The sequence below is a fragment of the Nocardioides nanhaiensis genome, assembly GCF_039542785.1.
Lineage (GTDB): Bacteria > Actinomycetota > Actinomycetes > Propionibacteriales > Nocardioidaceae > Nocardioides > Nocardioides nanhaiensis.
This window is the reverse complement of the sequence record NZ_BAABIM010000001.1, coordinates 129425-147601: the sequence shown is the minus strand read 5'-3', so window position 1 is coordinate 147601 and position 18177 is coordinate 129425. Positions and strand designations below refer to the sequence as shown.

The window sequence follows — 18177 nt, the reverse complement described above, 5'->3', positions numbered from 1 at the left end:
TCGTTCTTCGGAGGGAGCACCGAGAAGGCGACAGAACCCCTCGTTGACCCCATGCAACGGGGGGTTCCTCACGCCGGAGGCCGGGTCGGCATCCCCCTGACGACTCGGCCTCCGGTTCCCCTCCTCAGCGCTACTCCCCCGGCGGCGGCGTCCGCAGCAGGGCCGCCAGCTGGGTGCGCGAGCGCACCTCGAGCTTGCGGTAGATGCGCGTCAGCGTGGCCTCGACGGTCTTGACGCTGAGGTAGGTGCGCTCGGCGATCTCGCGGTTGCTGGCGCCGGTCGAGACCTCGTGCGCGATGCGCCGCTCGGTGTCGTTGAGGCGCGCCAGCCGCGGGTCGCCCGCACTCGCCCGCGCCGGCTCGTCCTGGCGCAGCTGGCTGACCCAGGCCTCCGCCCGGGCCAGGGTGAAGGCGTCCAGCGCCTGGCGCGTGGCAGCTCGGCCCGCGGCCACCCGACGACGCCGCCGCTCGAGCAGCGCCCTCACCATCAGCGTGCGACCGAGCTCGATCGGCATCTGCCGGGCGGCCAGGGCGGCCGCCGCACGGGTGAGCAGGCGGTCGGCTCGGTCGAGGTCGCCGCGCGCCACCGCCAGCTCAGCCTCGGCGCGGTCGAGCGTGGCCAGCACCCCCTCGGTGCTGACCCGCGGCGCCAGCTCGCCGCGCGCCTGCGCGATCGTGGCCTCGGCCTCCGCCAGCTGACCCAGGGCCACCTGCGCCGAGGCCAGGTCGGCGTGCCAGCGGTTGACCGTCGGGTCGCTGAAGCCGCGCTCCTCCTCCACCTCGCGGATGCGCAGCAGCGCCTCGCGCGCCGCGGCCGCCTCGCCCGAGCGCAGCCGCGCCTGGCCCAGCAGGCCCAGGTGACGGATGAGGTAACGAGTGTCGCCCTGCTCCTCGGCGGTCTCGGCACCTCGCGTCGCCAGGGTGGTGCCACGGGCCAGGTCACCGCCGGCCAGCTCGGCCAGGGCGCTGATGAACCAGGCCGTCTGCGGGTCGAGGTCGAACTCCTCACCGAGCCGCTCCGCCCGCTCGGCGTAGCCCCGGGCCTCGCGGCACCGGCCACGCCGCACCCCCACCTCCACCAGGCAGCGCAGCACGTGCACCTCGTCGGCCGCGGCACCGCGGTCCACCTGCGCCAGCAGGGCCGAGAAGCTGCCCCAGGCCTCGTCCAGGCGGTCGTCGTAGAACGCGAACCGCGCGGCCATGTAGGCCGGGGAGATGTGCACCAACCCCGGCGCGGGCGGCCCCGCCAGGGCGACGGCGCGCTGCACCGGGCGCAGGTGGTCCTCGCCCACCCAGCGCCGGGCGCCGGCGAGCGTCGTCAGGCCCAGCGCCAGCTCGTCCGGGTCGCCCACACGCTCCAGCACCGCGACGGCACGTTCGGCGTCGCGGGCCGAGGCCACCGGCCGCGACTCGCGCAGCGCCACCCGGGCGCGCTGCAGCAGCACCCGGGCGACCAGCCGGTCGTCGTCACCGGCGTCGGCCAGCGCCGCGGTGAGGACCTCGTCCAGCATGATCGTGGCGCCGCCCGCCAGCTCGGGGATCGCCAGACGCACCCGCACCGCCTGGTCGGGGGTCGGCCCGGACTCCCAGAAGTCGGCCAGGGCCCGGCCCACGAGCTCGCGGTGGTTGCCCGGCGCCGCGCTCTCGACCGCCTGGGTCAGCCAGTCCGTTCGCTCGTCGTGCAGGCTCGAGGGGGCCCGCTCCGCGGCCAGGCAGAACAGCTCGGCACCCAGGTCACGGCTCCCGGACGCCGTCGCCTCGCCCGCGGCGTCCGCGACCTCGCGGGCCAGCCCGGCGTCGGGTCGGGGGTCGGCGAGCGCCAGGTGCCGCAGCCGCTCGGGTCGGCTGCGCGCGGCCTCGGCGAGAGCGTGGTGGCGCGCGGCGCGCTCCGCGGCGGACAGCGACTCCGCCGCCACCTGGCGCAGCGCCGTGGGGGTGAAGCGGACCAGCTCGCCGCGGTGCAGCACCAACCCCGCCAGCGCGGCGCGGCGCAGGTGGGCCTCGGCGTCCAGCAGACCGGCGCGCTCGAGCTGGCGCAGCGTCGGCCGGTGCAGCAGCGCGGCGGTGGCGAGGGTCTCGCGCACCCCGTCCGGCTGCGCGCGCAGCCGCGTCGCCAGGCCGCGGGCCACGCTGGCCGGCAGCGGTGCCGGCGCGTCGAGGACCCCCGGCCGCTCGCCGAGCGCGCCGGCCAGCGCCAGCGCCGTCCCAGGCAGCCCGCCCGACTCCACGTGCACCCGCTGCGCGACGTCGGGGCCGAGCCCGAGGCCGACCAGGAGCCCCACCGTGTCGGCGGCCGCCAGCGGCGGCACCTCGAGCTGGCGCAGCTCGCTGACGTCGATCTCGTCGGGTCGGCCCCCGCCACCCCCGAGGTCGGCGCCGATGGTGGCCACCAGCACGAAGCGCCCGGCCAGGCGACGCCGCGCGTACCCGACGACGGCCGAGGACTCGGGGTCGAGCAGCAGCACGTCGTCGATGAGCAGCAGCACCGGCGCCGTGCTGCTCCACTGCTCGAGCACCGCGCGCAGCAGACCGGCCAGCTCGGCCTGCTGGCCCTCCCCGGCCTCCCCGGGCACACCGCGCAGACCCTCCTGGAGCCGGCTGCGCACCCGCTCGCGCAGCACCTCGGGCAGGGTCGCGGTGACCTCCGGCGGCACCTGGTCGAGCAGGTCGTGCACCGCGGCGAAGGGCAGCGTCCGCTCCTCGGCCGAGCCCGAGACCCGCACCAGGTGCGCGCCGCCACGCGCCTGCACGGCCTCCTCGACGGCGTCGAGCAGCGCGGTGCGACCGACGCCGGCGGGGCCGTGCAGCGCCACGGACTCCCCGGCGCTGAGCAGTCGACCGAGCTCCGCCAGGAGGTCACCCCGCCCGACCAGCCGCGTCACACGGGGAGACTAGCGATCAGCCCGAGGAGCAGCTCAGCGGGCCGCGTGCAGGAACTCGGCCAGCAACGGGCCGGCGGTCTGCGACCCGGAGGCGCCGTCCTCGACGAACACCGCGACGGCGAGGTCGCCCTGGGCGGCGATCATCCAGGCGTGGGTGCGCACCTGGCCGTCGCGCTCGTACTCGGCGGTGCCGGTCTTGGCCAGCACCGGCGGGCCGGGAAGCCCCGCGAGCAGGCTCGCGGTGCCGTCGGTGACGACGCCGCGCAGCAGACCCTGCAGCGTCTCCGCCTCGGGCGCGGCCAGCTCCTGCCCGGCGCTCGGCGCGGCCTCCACCTGGGTGAGCAGCTGCGGCACCACGGTGCGGCCGGCCTGCACGGACGCGGCGACCGCGGCCATCGCCATCGGCGAGGCCAGCACCCGCCCCTGGCCGATCAGGTCGGCGGCCGCCTCGGTCTCGGACTCGGGCGGCGGCACCTGGCCGAAGTAGGCGGGGAAGCCGAGGTCGTGGTCGACCCCGAGGCCCAGGGCGGCGGCCGCGGCGGCGAGGTCGCCGTCGCCGAGCCGGTCGCGGGCGTTGATGAAGGCGGTGTTGCACGAGTCGGCGAGCGCGGATCCCAGCGGCACCTGGCCCAGCCCGGAGGAGGGGAAGTCGCTGTAGTTGCCGAACTGCCGGCCGTCGACCACCGCGGTGGCCTCGCACCGCAGCGGCGAGGACGTCGTCAGACCGGCGCGCAGGAGGGCCAGGGCGCTGACGGTCTTGAACGTGGAGCCGGGGGCGTACTGCCCGAACGTCGCGATGTTGAGCCCCTCGGCGCCGGGGCCGTTGGCGGCGGCGAGCACCGCGCCGTCGCTGGGCCGCAGCGCGACGATCGCGCTGGCGGGCCCGACGCCGGCCAGGATCCGCTCGGCGGACTGCTGCAGGTCGAGGTCGAGGGTCGTGCGCAGCGGTTCGCCGGCCTGCGCCTCGAGGCGCCAGAGCTCGCGCTCGCGGCCGTCGGAGGCGACGGCGTCGACCACCACGCCGTCGGTGCCCTGCAGCTGCTCGTCGTAGCGCGCCTGCAGGCCCGAGAGCCCGGCGACGTCGCCCACCTCGTAGCGGTCCGGCTCCTCCTCGATCATGTCGGCCGTCACCTCGCCCACGGTGCCGAGGATCGGTGCGGCGAACTCGCGGGAGGGCGCGAGCGGCAGGTCGTCGTTGATCAGCATGCCGCCGGGGATGGTGTCGTAGTCGAGCGCGACCCGCTCGGGGAACTCCTGGGAGCGCAGCACGATGGCCTCGACGAACGCCTCCTCGCCCGCGGCCCGCGCGAGCTCCAGGTAGCCGGCGGGCTCGATGCCCACCAGCCGCGCCATCGCACGGGCGGCGCCTTCGAGCTGCGCCGGCCGGATGCGCGCCTTGTCGAGGCCGACCCGCACCACGGGCCGGTCGGCCACCAGCGCCAGGCCGCGGGCGCCGAGGATCTCGCCGCGCGCGCCCCCGATCGGCGTCGCGTCGAGCACCGTGCCACCCCGCAGGCTGGGCTCCACCACCGCGCGCTCCCACACCGCCTGCCACGCACCCTCGACCTCGGTCAGGCGCACCGAGCTCTCGTACTCCCACGGCTCACCCGCGGGACCGAGCGGCCACGACCACGCCAGCGTCGCCGTCGCCGAGCCCTCCTGCTCCTCCACCTCGACCACCTCGACGGCGACCTCGGCCTCCCCGAGCTGGGCCACCAGCCCCTCGACGACGGCCGCGCGCTCCTCGGTCACCGCCTCGGCGGTCTCGCGGGTGAACGCCACCCGCGCCAGGTCGCCGTCGGCCAGGCCCTGCGCGAGCCGTTCGGCGGCGGCCTGCGGCCCCTCGCCCTCGGCCTCGCCGTCGCCGCCGGTGCAGCCGGCGGCGACCAGGCAGAGCGTGAGGAGTGCGGCTGTCGGGGGGAGCAGGCGGCGCGACCGAGTTCGCATGCGCCCGGTTCTACCAGGCGCCTCCGACCGATCAGCGACGCTGCCGCGCGAGCCAGCGGTCGAAGTCGACGCCGGCGCGCTCGGCGGCGCGGCGCAGCTGGGGGCTGTCGAGGCGCGGAGCCCGGAAGGTGCGGGGCTCGATGCCGGCGTCGAGCCCGGCGTTGCGACGCTGCTCGCGGGCCAGCTCGGGCGCCTGGGCGCGAGCCAAGGAACGCGTGGCGGTGGTGACGCGGACGGTGCTGCCGGTGAGCGCCGAGCCCACGATCGGCGTGTAGCCCTGGCTGTGCCCGGCGAGGTTGGGGTGGTAGCTCTCCTCGATCGGGTTGGAGAGGCCGTTGAGCCACTCGGGGTCGTCACACACGGCGTGGCCGGTGAACCGGCTGGTCGGGTTCACGAACGCGAAGCCGGCCGCCGCGGCACGCGCGGCGAGCACGGCGTTGAGCTGGTCGGCGGTCTGGTTGAGCCGGGTCTGCTCCTGCGGCGAGAACCAGGTGAGCGCGTTGCAGTCCTCGCCCATGAACACCCGGGGGTACCCGACGACGACGACCCGCGCCGTCGTCGCCCTGCTGCGGATGCCGGAGTACAGCGTGCCCAGGCGGCCGGGCAGCGTTCCCGCGATGAAGGCCTGGGCACCGTCGACGGCGGCGTCGCAGTCGCCGGCCCAGAACGGCGTCGCGCACTCGGTGAGCACGTCGGCGAAGCCGGCGTCGTTGCCACCCACCGAGACCGTGACCAGGCTGGTGGACGCGCCGAGCGCCCCGAGCTGGGCGTTCGTGACGTCGGGGATGGTGGCACCCGAGCAGGCCCGGAAGTCCAGGTCGAGGCCCTGCTGGGCGGCCACCAGGCTGGGGTAGGCCTGGGCCGAGCGGCGGCACTGGCTGCCGTCGGCCAGGTAGCTGCGGGTGCCCAGGCCGGACGCGTAGGAGTCGCCCAGCGCCACGTAGGAGCCGGCCGCCGCCGTGGCGGTGCGCTCCGCCGGTTCCGTGGCACCGGCCCCGGGCAGGGCGATCAGGGCGCTGAGCGCCGTGGCGGCGGTGGTGACGGCGAGGGCGAGGCGGCGCATGCGCTGAGCCCACCACCGCGCACGGGCACGCGGTAGCGGGGAAACCCTCGATCAGCCGTTCTTGTGCCGCGGCTTCTTCTGCCGGGGCGGGCCGTCCTGCTGACGACGCGCGTTCGGCGGGCCCTGGTCCTGGCTGAGCTCGATCAGCTTGCCGCTGATCCGGGTGCTGCTGAGCTTCTCCCAGATCTGCGGGTCCAGGTCGGCCGGCAGCTCCACGATCGAGTGGTCCGGGCGGATGGAGATGTGCCCGAAGTCGGAGCGCTGCAGCCCGCCCTCGTTGGCGATCGCACCCACGATCTGGCGCGGCTCCACCTTGTGGCGCTTGCCCACCGCGATCCGGTAGCTGGCCATCGGCTTCTCGGCGCCGCCCCGGCGGGGCCCCCGCTCGCGCGCCGGCCGCTCCGGCCGGTCACCGCGCGGTCCGCGCTCCTCGCGGACCGGGCGCTCCTGGCGCGGCTTCGGCTCCGCGGCGGGGTCGAGCAGCAGCGGGGTCTCCCCCTGCGCGACCACGGCCAGCGCCGCGGCGACGTCGACCTCGGGCACGTCGTGCTCGCGCACGTAGTGGGCGATGATGTCGCGGAAGCGCTCGATGCGCTCGGTCGCCTGCAGCGCGGTGGTGATGGCGTCGTCGAAGCGGCTCAACCGCGTGGTGTTGACGTCCTCGACGGTCGGCATCTGCATCTGCTGCAGCGGCTGGCGGGTGGCCTTCTCGATGTGCTTGAGCAGGTAGCGCTCGCGCGGCGTCACGAACGAGATCGCGTCGCCGCTGCGCCCGGCGCGGCCGGTGCGGCCGATGCGGTGCACGTAGGACTCGGTGTCGGTGGGGATGTCGTAGTTGACGACGTGGCTGATCCGCTCGACGTCGAGACCGCGGGCGGCGACGTCGGTGGCCACGAGGATGTCGAGCTTGCCGGACTTGAGCCGGTTGACGGTGCGCTCGCGCTGCACCTGCGCGACGTCGCCGTTGATCGCCTCGGCGGAGAAACCGCGGGCCCGCAGCTTCTCGGCGAGCGTCTCGGTCTCGTTCTTGGTGCGGACGAAGACGATCATCCCCTCGAAGTTTTCGGTCTCGAGGATGCGGGTGAGGGCGTCGACCTTCTGCGGGTAGCTGACGGTCAGGTAGCGCTGGGTGATGTTGCTGGCCGTGGCCGTCTTGCCCTTGACCTGGATCTCGACGGGCTCGTTGAGGTACTTGGCCGAGAGCCGACGGATCTGGGCGGGCATGGTGGCCGAGAACAGCGCCACCTGCTTCTCCGCGGGCGTGTCGGCCAGGATCGTCTCGACGTCCTCGGCGAAGCCCATGTTGAGCATCTCGTCGGCCTCGTCGAGCACCAGGAAGCGCAGCTGGGAGAGGTCGAGCGTGCCCTTGTCGAGGTGGTCCATGATCCGGCCGGGCGTGCCCACGACGATGTGCACGCCGCGCCGCAGCGCCGAGAGCTGGACGCCGTAGCCCTGACCGCCGTAGACCGGCAGCACGTGCACTCCGCGCGTACGGGCGGCGTAACGCTCGAACGCCTCGCACACCTGCAGCGCCAGCTCGCGGGTGGGCGCCAGCACCAGCGCCTGCGGGCTCTTCTGGGAGACGTCGAGCCGGTCGAGGATCGGCAGCGCGAACGCCGCCGTCTTGCCGGTGCCGGTCTGCGCCAGGCCCATCAGGTCGCGCCCGGCCAGCAGGTGCGGGATGGTCTCGGCCTGGATCGCCGACGGCGTCTCGTAGCCGACGTCGCGCAGGCTGCGCAGCACGGCCTCGCCCAGGCCGAGGTCGGCGAAGGTCAGGCTCGGGGCCTCCGGGGCCTCGTCGGTGCGGGGGGCCGGTGCGTCGTCGTTCACCCGTCCACGGTAGGGGGTCCGAGCGCCGCGTGGGGATTCCCCGTCGCGGTGCGACTGGTCACGGGCCCCGTGGCCCCTGGCCGTGCCCGTTACTCGACGGTGACGGACTTGGCGAGGTTGCGGGGCTTGTCGACGTCGAGGTCGAGGGTGAGTGCGGCGTGGTAGGCCAGGAGCTGCAGGGGGATGGTGAGCAGGATGGGGTCCAGCTCGCGCTCGGAGCGGGGGACCTCGATGCGGGTGACCTCGGGGTGCTGGGCGAGGTCGCCGAGGTCGACGTCGGGGTGGGTGATGACGACCAGGGGGCCGCGGCGGGCGGCGATCTCGTGCAGGGCGGCGAGGTTGCGGTCGGTGAGCTCGTCGTGGGGCACGAGGGCGACGGTGGGGACCTCGGGGTCGATGAGGGCCAGGGGGCCGTGCTTGAGCTCGCTGGTCTGGTAGGCCTCGGCGTGGCGGTAGCTGATCTCCTTGAACTTCTGGGCGCCCTCGCGGGCCACGGGGTAGCCGCGGACGCGGCCGACGAAGAACAGGGAGCGGGCCTGGGCCAGCCGGTGGGCCACGGCCGCGAGCTCCTCCTCGGTGTCGAGGATGGTCTGGATCTGCTCGGGCAGGGCCTGGAGCGCGGTGACCAGGCGTCGGCCCTCGGAGATGGAGAGGTCGCGCACCCGGCCGAGCTGGATGGCCAGGAGCGCGAAGGCCAGGTACATGGTGGTGAGGGCCTTGGTGGAGGCGACGGCGACCTCGGGGCCGGCGTGGAGGTAGATGCCGCCGTCGACCTCGCGGGCGATCGCGGAGCCCACGACGTTGACCAGGCCCACGACGCGCCCGCCCTTGCGGCGGATCTCCTGGACCGCGAGGAGGGTGTCGATGGTCTCCCCGGACTGGGAGACCGCGACGTAGAGGGTGTCGGGCTCGATGACGGGGTTGCGGTAGCGGAACTCCGAGGCCGCCTCGGCGTTCGCGGGGATGCGGGCCAGCTCCTCGATCATGCCGGCGCCCATCTGGCCCACGTAGTAGGCCGAGCCGCAGCCGAGGATCTTGACGCGGCGGATCGCGCGGGACTCGCGGGCGTCCATGTTGAGGCCGCCGAGGTGGGCGGTGCCGAAGCGCTCGTCGAGGCGTCCGCGCAGGACGCGCTCGGCGGCGGCGGGCTGCTCGAGGATCTCCTTGCGCATGAAGGAGGCGTGCTCGCCGGCGTCGTAGGAGGCGGGGTCGACGTCGAGGGTGGTCGCGACCGAGGCGGTGCGGGTCAGGTCGGCGCGGAAGGTGGTGAACCCGCTGGCGGTGACGGTGGCCAGCTCGCCGTCCTCGAGGTGGGCCACGGTGGTGGTGTAGCGCACGATCGCGGCCAGGTCGGAGGCCACGTGCATCTCCTTCTCCCCCACCCCGACCAGCAGCGGGGAGCCGTTGCGGGCGGCGACGATGCGGTCGGGGAAGTCGGCGTGCAGGACCGCGAGGCCCCAGGTGCCCTCGACGTGGGAGAGGGCCTGGGTGACCTTCTCCTCCAGGGTCTCGGCGTCCGAGCGGGCCACCAGGTGGGCCAGGACCTCGGAGTCGGTGTCGGAGGCCAGCTCGACGCCCTCGGCGATGAGCTTCTCGCGCAGCACCGAGGCGTTGTCGATGATCCCGTTGTGGACCACCGCCACGCGGCCGGTGGCGTCGAGGTGGGGGTGGGCGTTGGCGTCGGTGGCCGGGCCGTGGGTGGCCCACCGGGTGTGCCCGATCCCGATCCGCCCGGCGTAGCGCGGCGCGATGGCGCCGTCGAGCTCACGCACCCGCCCGGCGCGCTTGGCCACCCGCAGCCGGCCCTCGCCCGATCCGAGGACCGCGATGCCTGCCGAGTCGTAGCCCCGGTGCTCCAGCCGAGCGAGCCCCTCCAGCAGCAGGGGGGCGGTGGGCTGGTGACCGATGTAGCCGACGATGCCGCACATGCAGGGGTTCTCTTCTCTTCCGGGGACGTGAGGGGACTCGGGGTGGGGATCCGGGGTGGGGATCCGCGGGTGCTCAGCCGTAGACGATCCGGCGCAGCTGCCGCTCGCTGAGCTCGGGCGGGGCGACGACGCGCTCGGCCAGCTCGGCGCGCAGCCGGGCGTAGATCTGGGCGTTGCGCACGCCGCGGGTCTGCAGCGCCGCGTGACGGCGTCGCACGTAGTGCTCGACCGGCTCGGCGTGGAACGCGACCACGTCGGCGACCACGCGCGCGGCCTCGGCGGCACTCAGCGGCGTCGTGGCCACGAGGTGGGCCACGAGGTCGGGGTCGGCGGGCACGCAGCGCACTGTGCCTGGCGTGCAGGTGACTCGGCAAGTTCCTGCCCGATATCGGGCAGGAACCTGATCCTCAGGGGGAACCAGCTCGCGTTCCAGCTCGACCACGACCTCCTCCGCGAGGCCCGGTGGAGCGCCGCGCCATCGATGCCCGGCGTGTTCGGTCCCCAGGTGGGGGAATCCTGCGAGAAATCGCGAATGTTCGACACCTCTTGTGGGGACCAGGTACTCTGGTGAACACAAGGTGAACAGGAGGTGTCACATGACCAACTCGCCGATGACCAACTCCCTCGAGATGCGCTGGGTGACGACGACCGACCAGTCCGGTCGCCCGTCCCTGGAGATGCGGTGGATCGACACGAGCGTGACGGCCGAGGCCGCGGTGCTCGTCGACCGCGCAGCCTGAGGACGCAGCACCCCGGCCGACGCCCGTCGGCCACCCAGGAGGACCACGCCCGCCGGGCGTGGTCCTCCTGTGCGTCCGGGGAGATCGCCAGGTGCGGAATAGAAGCGGACTGCGGTACGGTTAGGCCAGTTGATTCTTCAACCACCTACCTCCGAGGAGATCCCATGTCCGAGTTCGACGCCCCCACCACCGCCCTGGCCGACATCACCGGCGACTACACCATCGACGCCAGCCACAGCCGCCTGGGCTTCACCGCCCGCCACGCCATGGTCACCAAGGTCCGCGGCCAGTTCACCGACTTCGCCGGCACCGCGCACATCGACGCCGCGAACCCCGCCGCCTCCTCGGTCACCATCACCGCCCAGCTCGCCAGCATCGACACCGGCAGCGCCGACCGCGACGGCCACCTGCGCTCCCCCGACTTCTTCGACGTCGAGAACAACCCCGAGCTGACCTTCGTCTCCACCGGCGTCGAGCGCGACGGCAGCACCTGGAGCATCACCGGCGACCTGACCATCAAGGGCACCAGCAAGCCGGTGACCATCGACTTCGAGGAGACCGGCTCGGCGCGCGACCCGTTCGGCAACCTGCGCGTGGGCTTCGAGGGCTCGGTCACGATCAACCGCAAGGACTGGAACCTGACCTGGAACGCCGCGCTCGAGACCGGCGGCGTCCTCGTCTCCGAGAAGATCAAGCTCGACCTCGACGTCTCGGCCATCCAGAACGCCTGAGCCGCACCCCCGCGGCGCACCGCACCGCACCACCGCACCGGGCCGACCCCCACGGGTCGGCCCGGTGCTGCGCGGCGCAGGAAACGGCTGGCGTGCGCGAGGCCGGCCGACGCACACTCGGTGGCGTGCCGGATCCCGACGTGCCCCTGCCCCCGGGCCACCGCGCCCGGCCGCTCACCGTGCACGACCTCCCGGCCGTGACCGCGCTGGTCGCGGCGCAGGAGCGGCACGACCTGGGGCACGTGCTGGTCGAGGAGGCCGACCTGGCCGCCGACTGGTCGCGCCCGTCCTTCGACCCGTCGCTGCGCACGATCGGCGTCGAGCCGCTGGCCGCCCCCGGCACGCTCGTGGCCTACGGGGAGCTCGGGCACGCCGAACGAGGCGACCTCGCCGTGCACCCCGACCACCGTGGCTCGGGGCTGGGCACCTGGCTGGCCGGGTGGCTGGAGCGCACCGCGCGAGCAGGTGGCGCGAGCGTCGTCGGCACTCCGGTGCCCGCCGGCTCCCCCGCCGACCGACTGCTCGAGCACCTGGGGTGGCACGTGCGCTGGCGCAGCTGGGTGCTCGCGCTGCCGGCGCACGCGCAGGTGCCCGCCCGCACCCTCCCGCCCGGGCACGCCGTCCGCGCCGCCCGGGACGACGAGCTGGCCGCGTGCTGGCAGGTCGTCGAGGACGCCTTCCTCGAGTGGTCGCGCCGCGAGCGGCAGCCGCTCGAGGACTGGGCCGCCGGCGTGGTCGGCCGGCCGGGCTTCGAACCCTGGCACCTGCGCGTGGCCACTGACCAGGACGACCAGGTGGTCGGCGTCGCCGTGCTCACCGTCGGGGGCGACGACGGCCGCACGGTGTTCGTCGCCCAGCTCGCCGTCCGGGCCGAGCACCGCGGGCGCGGCCTGGCCCAGGCGCTGCTGGCCGACGCCTTCGCCGAGGGTCGGCGTCACGGCCACGACCGCGCGGAGCTCTCCACCGACTCCCGCACCGGGGCGCTCGGCCTCTACGAGCGCCTCGGCATGGTGGTGACCTCGGACTGGGTGCACCGCGCGGTGCGGATCCCTACCTGATCGGGGCGCCGCTGATCGTGCGCGCGATGACCAGCCGCTGGATCTCCGAGGTGCCCTCGAAGATCGTGTAGATCTTGGCGTCGCGGCTCATCCGCTCCACGGGGTACTCCCGGGTGAAGCCGTTCCCACCGAGGATCTGCATGGCCTGCGTGGTCACGTTGACGGCCGCCTCGCCGGCGACGAGCTTCGACATCGACCCCTCGGCCTTCTCGAAGCGCTTGCCCTGGCGCGCCATCCACGCCGCGCGCCACACCAGCAGCCGGGCGGCCTCGATCGAGGTGGCCATGTCGGCGAGCATGAAGGCCACCGCCTGGTTCTCGATGATCGGCTTGCCGAACTGCTCGCGGGTGCGGGCGTAGTCCAGCGCCACCTCGTAGGCGGCGCGCGCGATGCCGACCGCCTGCGCGCCGACGGCGGGACGGGTGCGCTCGAAGGTGGCCATGCTGGCGTTGCCGCCACCGGTGGTGCCCGCGCGAGCGCCCTCGCGTGCCTTCGCCAGGCGGGCGTCGAGCTTCTCCTTGCCGCCCAGCAGGCAGCGGCCGGGCACGCGCACGCCGTCGAGCACCACCTCGGCGGTGTGCGAGGCGCGGATGCCGTGCTTGCTGAACTTCTGCCCCTGGCTGAGGCCCTGCGTGCCGGGCGGGACCACGAAGCTGGCCTGGCCGCGGGTGCGCAGCTCGGGGTCGACGACGGCGGTGACCACGTGCACGTCGGCGATGCCGCCGTTGGTGGCCCAGGTCTTGGTGCCCTTCAGGACCCACTCGTCGGTGGCCTCGTCGTAGACCGCACGGGTGCGCATGGCGCCGACGTCGGAGCCGGCGTCGGGCTCGGAGGAGCAGAAGGCGCCCAGCTTGAGGTCGCCCGGGCTGCCGAACATCTGCGGCACCCACTCCATGACCTGCTCGTCGGTGCCGTTGGCGCGCACGCCCGCGGCGGCCAGCGCGGTGCCCACGATGGCCAGCCCGATGCCGGCGTCGCCCCAGAAGAGCTCCTCCATGGCGATCGGGATGCCCAGGCCGGACTCCTCGAAGCTCTGGGTGGCGAAGAAGTCGAGGGAGTACAGGCCGATCTTGGCTGCCTCCTCGACGACGGGCCAGGGGAACTCCTCGCGCTCGTCCCACTCGGCAGCGGCCGGGCGGATCACCTCGGCGGCGAAGTCGTGCACCCACGAGCGCAGCTCGAGGTGGTCGGGGCCGAGGTCGAAGGAGGGGCCGGCGGGGCCGGTGGGGTCGCTGCTCACGCGGTCACTGTAACCACGGGTAACCCACGGGACGTCACGTGCTCACGGCCGGGCGATGACATCTGTCATCACCAGCCGGTGAGGCAGCGGACTGCCCCGGAGCCCCGACCGGCGGCAGGGTGGAGCCATGACCACGAACCACCTCTCCGAGACCGCGATCCGGGTGCGCGGGCTGCGCCGCACCTACGGCAAGGGCGCCCAGGCGTTCGAGGCCGTGCGCGGCGTCGACCTCGACGTGCGTACCGGATCGATCACCGCCCTCCTCGGCACCAACGGTGCCGGCAAGACCTCCACGCTGGAGATGATCGAGGGCCTGGCCACCGCCTCCTCCGGCGAGGTCGCCGTCCTGGGCCTGGACCCGGTGCGCGACCGCGCCGAGGTGCGGCGTCGCACCGGGGTGCTGCTGCAGAAGAGCGGCTTCTCCGGCGACCTCACCGTGCGCGAGACCCTGCGGCTGTGGCACGGCACGATCACCGACCCCCAGCCCGTCGACGACCTGCTCGAGGCCCTCTCGCTCGGCCACCGCGCCGACGTCCGCGTCTCGGCGCTCTCCGGCGGTGAGACCCGGCGCCTCGACCTGGCCTGCACCCTGATGGGACGCCCCGAGCTGGTGTTCCTCGACGAGCCGACCACGGGCCTGGACCCCGAGAGCCGCCGCGAGGTCTGGCAGCTGGTCAGCCGCCTGCGCGACGGCGGCGCCACGGTGCTGGTGACCACCCACTACCTCGCCGAGGCCGAGTCGCTGGCCGACCGGCTGGAGATCATGCACGCCGGGCGGATCGTCCGCTCGGGAACCCCCACCGAGATCGCGGAGGGCCACCCCTCCACCATCGCCTTCACCACCCCCGCGGCCGCCTCCGCCCCGCTGCCCGGCGACCTCGCCGCCGTCACCGGCGCCGTCGAGGAGCAGGGCCGCACCACGCTCGAGACCTCCGACCTGCAGACCTCGCTGACCGCGCTGCTCACCTGGGCCGAGCGCAGCAGCCTGCGGCTCGAGTCGCTCGAGGCGCGCACCGCCAGCCTGGAGTCGGTCTTCCTCGCGATCGCCGACGGCCGCGACCCCGCCGTCGAGCAGCCCGACGACACACCCGACTCCGGCACCACCGACCCGGCCCTCCTGGAAGGAGCCACCCGATGAGCACGTCCGCACCCACCCGACCCGCCACCACCACGAGCAGCGGCAGCGGCGGCGGCTTCTCGACCCGCCGCACGGTGCACATGGCCCGCTGGAACGCGGTGCTGCTGACCCGCAACAAGCTGGCGCTGTTCTACGCCACCGCGCTGCCCCTGGCGCCGCTGCTGCTGGTGCTGGCCGGCGCGGACGGCGACACCGGCGCCGGCGCGTCGGCCATCGTCAGCTCCGTGCTGGTGGCCGGCCTGTTCCCCGTCTACTACAACGTGCTCTCGCAGTTCGTGAACCGGCGTGACGAGCTGGTGCTGAAGCGGATGCGGACCGGCGAGGTGCGCGACTCCGAGCTGCTCGCCGCGATCGCGCTGCCCGGCGTCGTCGTCGCGCTGGCCATCATCGCGCTGGGCGTGCCGATCATGGCCGCCCTCGGCCAGCCGTGGCCGCTCAACCCGCTGCTGGTCGCGGTGATGGCGCTGGCGACCGTGCTGATGTTCGCCGCTTTCGCCTACTGGACCGCGGCCTGGACCCGCAACGCGGAGGCCGCGCAGCTGACCAGCCTCCCGATCATCATGCTGGCGGTGATCGGCCAGGTCAGCATCGCCTTCCCCGACACGCTGCGCGAGATCGTCTCCTTTACGCCGGGCGCCGCCATCACCGAGCTGGTGCGGGTCGGCTGGTTCGGGCTCGCCGAGGGTGAGGCCAGCGACCCGTCGCTCGCCTTCGGTGACACCTGGGCCGCCGCGGGCCAGCCGCTGCTGGTGCTGGTCGCCTGGACGGCGATCGCCCTCGACCTGATGCGTCGCTCGATGCGCTGGGAGCCCCGCTCCTGACCAGCACGCTGCGCTCCCCCACGGGCCCGACCCGGGATCCTCGCCCGATCCCTAGGCTGGGCCCCATGGGTGCGTCCGTGACCTCCGGCCGGCGCTGGCGCTGGCGCCGCTGGGAGGAGCTCTCCGAGGTCGAGCGCGTCGACCTCTACACGCGCCAGTCGCTCTACCTGATCCTCTGGTCCTTCGTCGTGTTCGTCCTCGTCTCCGGCACCTCGGAGTCCGCGTCGTCGACGGGCACCGCCGTCGCCCTGGGCGGCGCGCTGGTCACCACCGTGCTCGGCACCCGCGCCATGCGTGCCGTCTTCGCCCTGCACCCCGCGACCGGTCCGCTGCCGCGCGCCGAGCTGGTGCCGTTCCTGCTGGTGGCCGCGGTCTACCTGGCCGCCGGCGTCGCGTTCGAGGACGGCATCCAGGGCGCGGTGGTGATGGTGGTCTTCGCCAACGTCGCCTGGGCGGTCGGAGGTGTCCCCGACAACCGGGTCAGTGCCGCCATCACCGTCTTCGGTGCTGCGCTCTTCGGCCTGTCGGTGGGCAACCCCCTGGCCGCGGCCGCCGGCGCCGGCGTCGCGGTGTTCTTCCTCTTCACCGTCCGCGCCTCGCTGTGGCTGCTCGACGTCGTCACCGAGCTCGACCAGGCCCGCAACGCGCAGTCGGCGCTGGCGGTGGCCGAGGAGCGGCTGCGGTTCAGCCGCGACGTGCACGACGTCATGGGTCGACGCCTCTCGACCATCGCCGTCCAGTCCGAGCTGGCCGCCACCCTGGCCGAGCGCGGCGACGAGCGCGCCGCCGCCCGGATGCTGGAGGTGCGCGGCGTCGCGCACGAGGCGCTGCGCGAGGCACGCGAGCTGGCGCGCGGCTACCGAGCCACCGACCTCGCCCAGGAGCTCGAGGGGGCACGCTCCCTGCTCCGCTCGGCCGGCATCGAGGTGCACCTGGCCGTGGACGACGTGCCGCGCGGCTGGCACGAGGCGGCCGGCTGGGTGGTGCGCGAGGCCGTGACCAACGTGCTGCGCCACTCGACGGCGCGCTCGGTGAGCCTGACCTTCGAGAGCGAGGAGCTGCGGGTGCACAACGACGGGGTGGCGGTGGGATCCGCGGGCAGCGCGACCGGGACCGGGCTCCAGGGGATCCGCGAACGGCTCGCCCCGCTCGGAGCCCGGTTGGAGGCCGGCTCCGACGGCGAGCACGGGTGGACCGTGACCGCGAGCCTGCCGGGCAGCGGCCCGCTGAGCAGCCGGCGCGCGAGCCAGGTGGGGGCATGACCACCCGGGGCAGCACGGGGAGCATCCGGGTGCTGCTGGCCGACGACGAGCACCTGATCCGCACCGCCCTCGCGCAGATGCTCGACCTCGAGGACGACCTCCACGTCGTCGCGCAGGCCGCGAGCGGCGAGGAGGCCGTGGCGATGGCGCTCAAGGAGCGGGTCGACGTGGCGGTGCTCGACCTGCAGATGCCCGCGCCGGACGGCATCGGGGTGGCCGAGCGGCTGGCCACCGACCTGCCGGGCTGCGGGTGCGTGATCGTCACCAGCCACGGCCGACCGGGTCACCTCAAGCGGGCCCTGGCGGCCGGCGTGCGCGGCTTCCTGCCCAAGACCACCTCGGCGAGCACGCTGGCCGAGGTGGTGCGCCGGGTGCACGCCGGCGGACGCCACGTGGACCCCGAGCTGGCCGCCGAGGCGATCGCCGCCGGCGACAGCCCGCTCACGCCGCGCGAGGCCGACGTGCTCGAGCTGGCCGCCGAGGGCGCTCCGGTGGAGGAGATCGCCGCCCGCGCCTCGCTCTCCCCCGGCACCGTGCGCAACTACCTCTCCAACGCGATGACCAAGCTGGGCGCCGCCAACCGGCACGACGCCTGCGCCACCGCACGCCGGATGGGCTGGATCTGACCTCGGCCTCCAGCTAGCGCTCCTGCTCGTCGTCCTCCTCGGCGGTGATGCCGCGCGGCTCGTCGCCGTCGGCGAGGACGCCGTAGAGCTTGCGCCGGGTCTCGACCAGGATGCTGACGGCGGCGCGTCGCTGCTGCTCCGAGCCCTGGGTGAGGATCTGCCACACGGCGCTCATCACCTGGCCGATCTCGGCCTTGACGTCGGCGCGCTCGCCGCCGCCCGCGTGACCCTCGGAGGCCTCTGCCCGGCTGCTGCCGTCGGGGCGCTCGAAGGGTGCCCAGACGGCCGCCAGCTCGTCGGCGTGGTCGCCCACGTAGGCCAGGCCGGCGGTGGTGAGGGTCAGGGCGCGGCGACCGCGCTCCTCGTCCTCGACCACGAGGCCCTCGTCCTGCAGCTGCTGGATGGTCGGGTAGACCGAGCCGGGGCTGGGGCGCCAGGCATCGTGGCTGCGGCGGGCGATCTGCTGGATCACCTGGTAGCCGTTGATGGGCTCCTCGCGGCGGTTGGCCTCGGCCAGCACGTCGAGGATCGCGGCGCGCACGTCGCCGCGACGCACACGGGGGCCGCGGCCGCGCTCGGGCTGGACGGCGCCGAACAGGCCGGCGAGCCAGGGCGGCGGGCCGCCGGGGCCGCCGCGTCCGCCCGGGCCGCGACGCCCGGGGCCGCCCCAGGGGCCGTCGCCGCCGTCGGCGCCGCCTCCCCAGGCTCCCCACGAGCCCCAGCCGGAGCCGGCGTTCTGGGCCCAGGTGCGGGCGAGGTCCTCGGGTCGCCAGCCGCCGGGCCGGCGTCGGTGGTGGTCATGCATGGTGTGCTCCTTCAGTCGACACAGTCGCGATCGTTTCGCGATATATCGCGACTGTACGCCGCGCAACCTCGCCAGCCAAGGGGATGCGTGGAACCGGCGTGACGCGC

At 74.5% G+C, this 18177-nt stretch carries 15 protein-coding genes; 7 read left to right on the top strand and 8 right to left on the bottom strand.

Going from position 1 to position 18177, the window contains the following annotated elements:
• Window positions 1-130: 130 nt before the first annotated feature.
• From ABD948_RS00640 to ABD948_RS00615, 6 genes are all read right to left on the bottom strand, one after another.
• A complete protein-coding gene (locus tag ABD948_RS00640; RefSeq protein ID WP_345262106.1) occupies window positions 131-2881 on the bottom strand; it encodes a helix-turn-helix transcriptional regulator in 2751 nt (916 codons plus the stop codon).
• A gap of 33 nt (window positions 2882-2914) precedes the next feature.
• Window positions 2915-4828, bottom strand: coding sequence for a penicillin-binding transpeptidase domain-containing protein (locus ABD948_RS00635; RefSeq protein WP_345262105.1), 1914 nt, complete (start codon window positions 4826-4828; stop codon window positions 2915-2917).
• 31 nt (window positions 4829-4859) lie between these two features.
• Window positions 4860-5891: an SGNH/GDSL hydrolase family protein gene (locus ABD948_RS00630; protein WP_345262104.1), complete on the bottom strand. Its 1032-nt coding sequence runs from the start codon at window positions 5889-5891 to the stop codon at window positions 4860-4862.
• A 51-nt stretch (window positions 5892-5942) separates the two neighbouring features.
• Window positions 5943-7721 (bottom strand): DEAD/DEAH box helicase, encoded by a 1779-nt coding sequence (locus tag ABD948_RS00625; protein WP_345262103.1) that lies wholly within the window; start codon window positions 7719-7721, stop codon window positions 5943-5945.
• 89 nt (window positions 7722-7810) lie between these two features.
• Window positions 7811-9649: a glutamine--fructose-6-phosphate transaminase (isomerizing) gene (gene glmS, locus ABD948_RS00620; RefSeq protein ID WP_345262102.1), complete on the bottom strand. Its 1839-nt coding sequence runs from the start codon at window positions 9647-9649 to the stop codon at window positions 7811-7813.
• Between the two features lie 73 nt (window positions 9650-9722).
• Window positions 9723-9986, bottom strand: a complete 264-nt coding sequence (locus ABD948_RS00615; protein ID WP_345262101.1) for a hypothetical protein — start codon at window positions 9984-9986, stop codon at window positions 9723-9725.
• A gap of 259 nt (window positions 9987-10245) precedes the next feature.
• On the opposite strand from ABD948_RS00615, the gene ABD948_RS00610 reads away from it, so the two are divergent.
• From ABD948_RS00610 to ABD948_RS00600, 3 genes are all read left to right on the top strand, one after another.
• Window positions 10246-10389: a hypothetical protein gene (locus tag ABD948_RS00610; protein ID WP_345262100.1), complete on the top strand. Its 144-nt coding sequence runs from the start codon at window positions 10246-10248 to the stop codon at window positions 10387-10389.
• Between the two features lie 164 nt (window positions 10390-10553).
• Window positions 10554-11120 carry a YceI family protein gene (locus ABD948_RS00605; RefSeq protein WP_345262099.1) on the top strand — a complete coding sequence of 189 codons (567 nt, stop codon included), beginning with the start codon at window positions 10554-10556 and terminating at the stop codon, window positions 11118-11120.
• Window positions 11121-11245: 125 nt separating this feature from the next.
• Window positions 11246-12178: a GNAT family N-acetyltransferase gene (locus tag ABD948_RS00600; protein ID WP_345262098.1), complete on the top strand. Its 933-nt coding sequence runs from the start codon at window positions 11246-11248 to the stop codon at window positions 12176-12178.
• Here the strand turns inward: ABD948_RS00600 and ABD948_RS00595 are convergent.
• Complete coding sequence (locus ABD948_RS00595) at window positions 12171-13418, bottom strand: acyl-CoA dehydrogenase family protein (RefSeq protein ID WP_345262097.1); 1248 nt, start codon at window positions 13416-13418, stop codon at window positions 12171-12173. The genes ABD948_RS00600 and ABD948_RS00595 overlap by 8 nt on opposite strands.
• 127 nt (window positions 13419-13545) lie before the next feature.
• On the opposite strand from ABD948_RS00595, the gene ABD948_RS00590 reads away from it, so the two are divergent.
• The 4 genes from ABD948_RS00590 to ABD948_RS00575 all read left to right on the top strand — a co-directional run bounded on the left by ABD948_RS00590 (window position 13546) and on the right by ABD948_RS00575 (window position 17265).
• Window positions 13546-14556, top strand: a complete 1011-nt coding sequence (locus ABD948_RS00590) for an ABC transporter ATP-binding protein (protein ID WP_345262096.1) — start codon at window positions 13546-13548, stop codon at window positions 14554-14556.
• Complete coding sequence (locus tag ABD948_RS00585) at window positions 14553-15377, top strand: ABC transporter permease (protein ID WP_345262095.1); 825 nt, start codon at window positions 14553-14555, stop codon at window positions 15375-15377. Before ABD948_RS00590 ends, ABD948_RS00585 begins: the two co-directional genes overlap by 4 nt.
• Window positions 15378-15442: 65 nt before the next feature.
• Entirely contained in the window at window positions 15443-16639 is a 1197-nt protein-coding gene (locus ABD948_RS00580) for a sensor histidine kinase (protein ID WP_345262094.1), read from the top strand.
• Entirely contained in the window at window positions 16636-17265 is a 630-nt protein-coding gene (locus ABD948_RS00575; RefSeq protein WP_345262093.1) for a response regulator, read from the top strand. Before ABD948_RS00580 ends, ABD948_RS00575 begins: the two co-directional genes overlap by 4 nt.
• Before the next feature lie 13 nt (window positions 17266-17278).
• Here the strand turns inward: ABD948_RS00575 and ABD948_RS00570 are convergent, their stop codons facing one another.
• Window positions 17279-18070, bottom strand: coding sequence for a PadR family transcriptional regulator (locus tag ABD948_RS00570; RefSeq protein WP_345262092.1), 792 nt, complete (start codon window positions 18068-18070; stop codon window positions 17279-17281).
• Window positions 18071-18177: the final 107 nt, after the last annotated feature.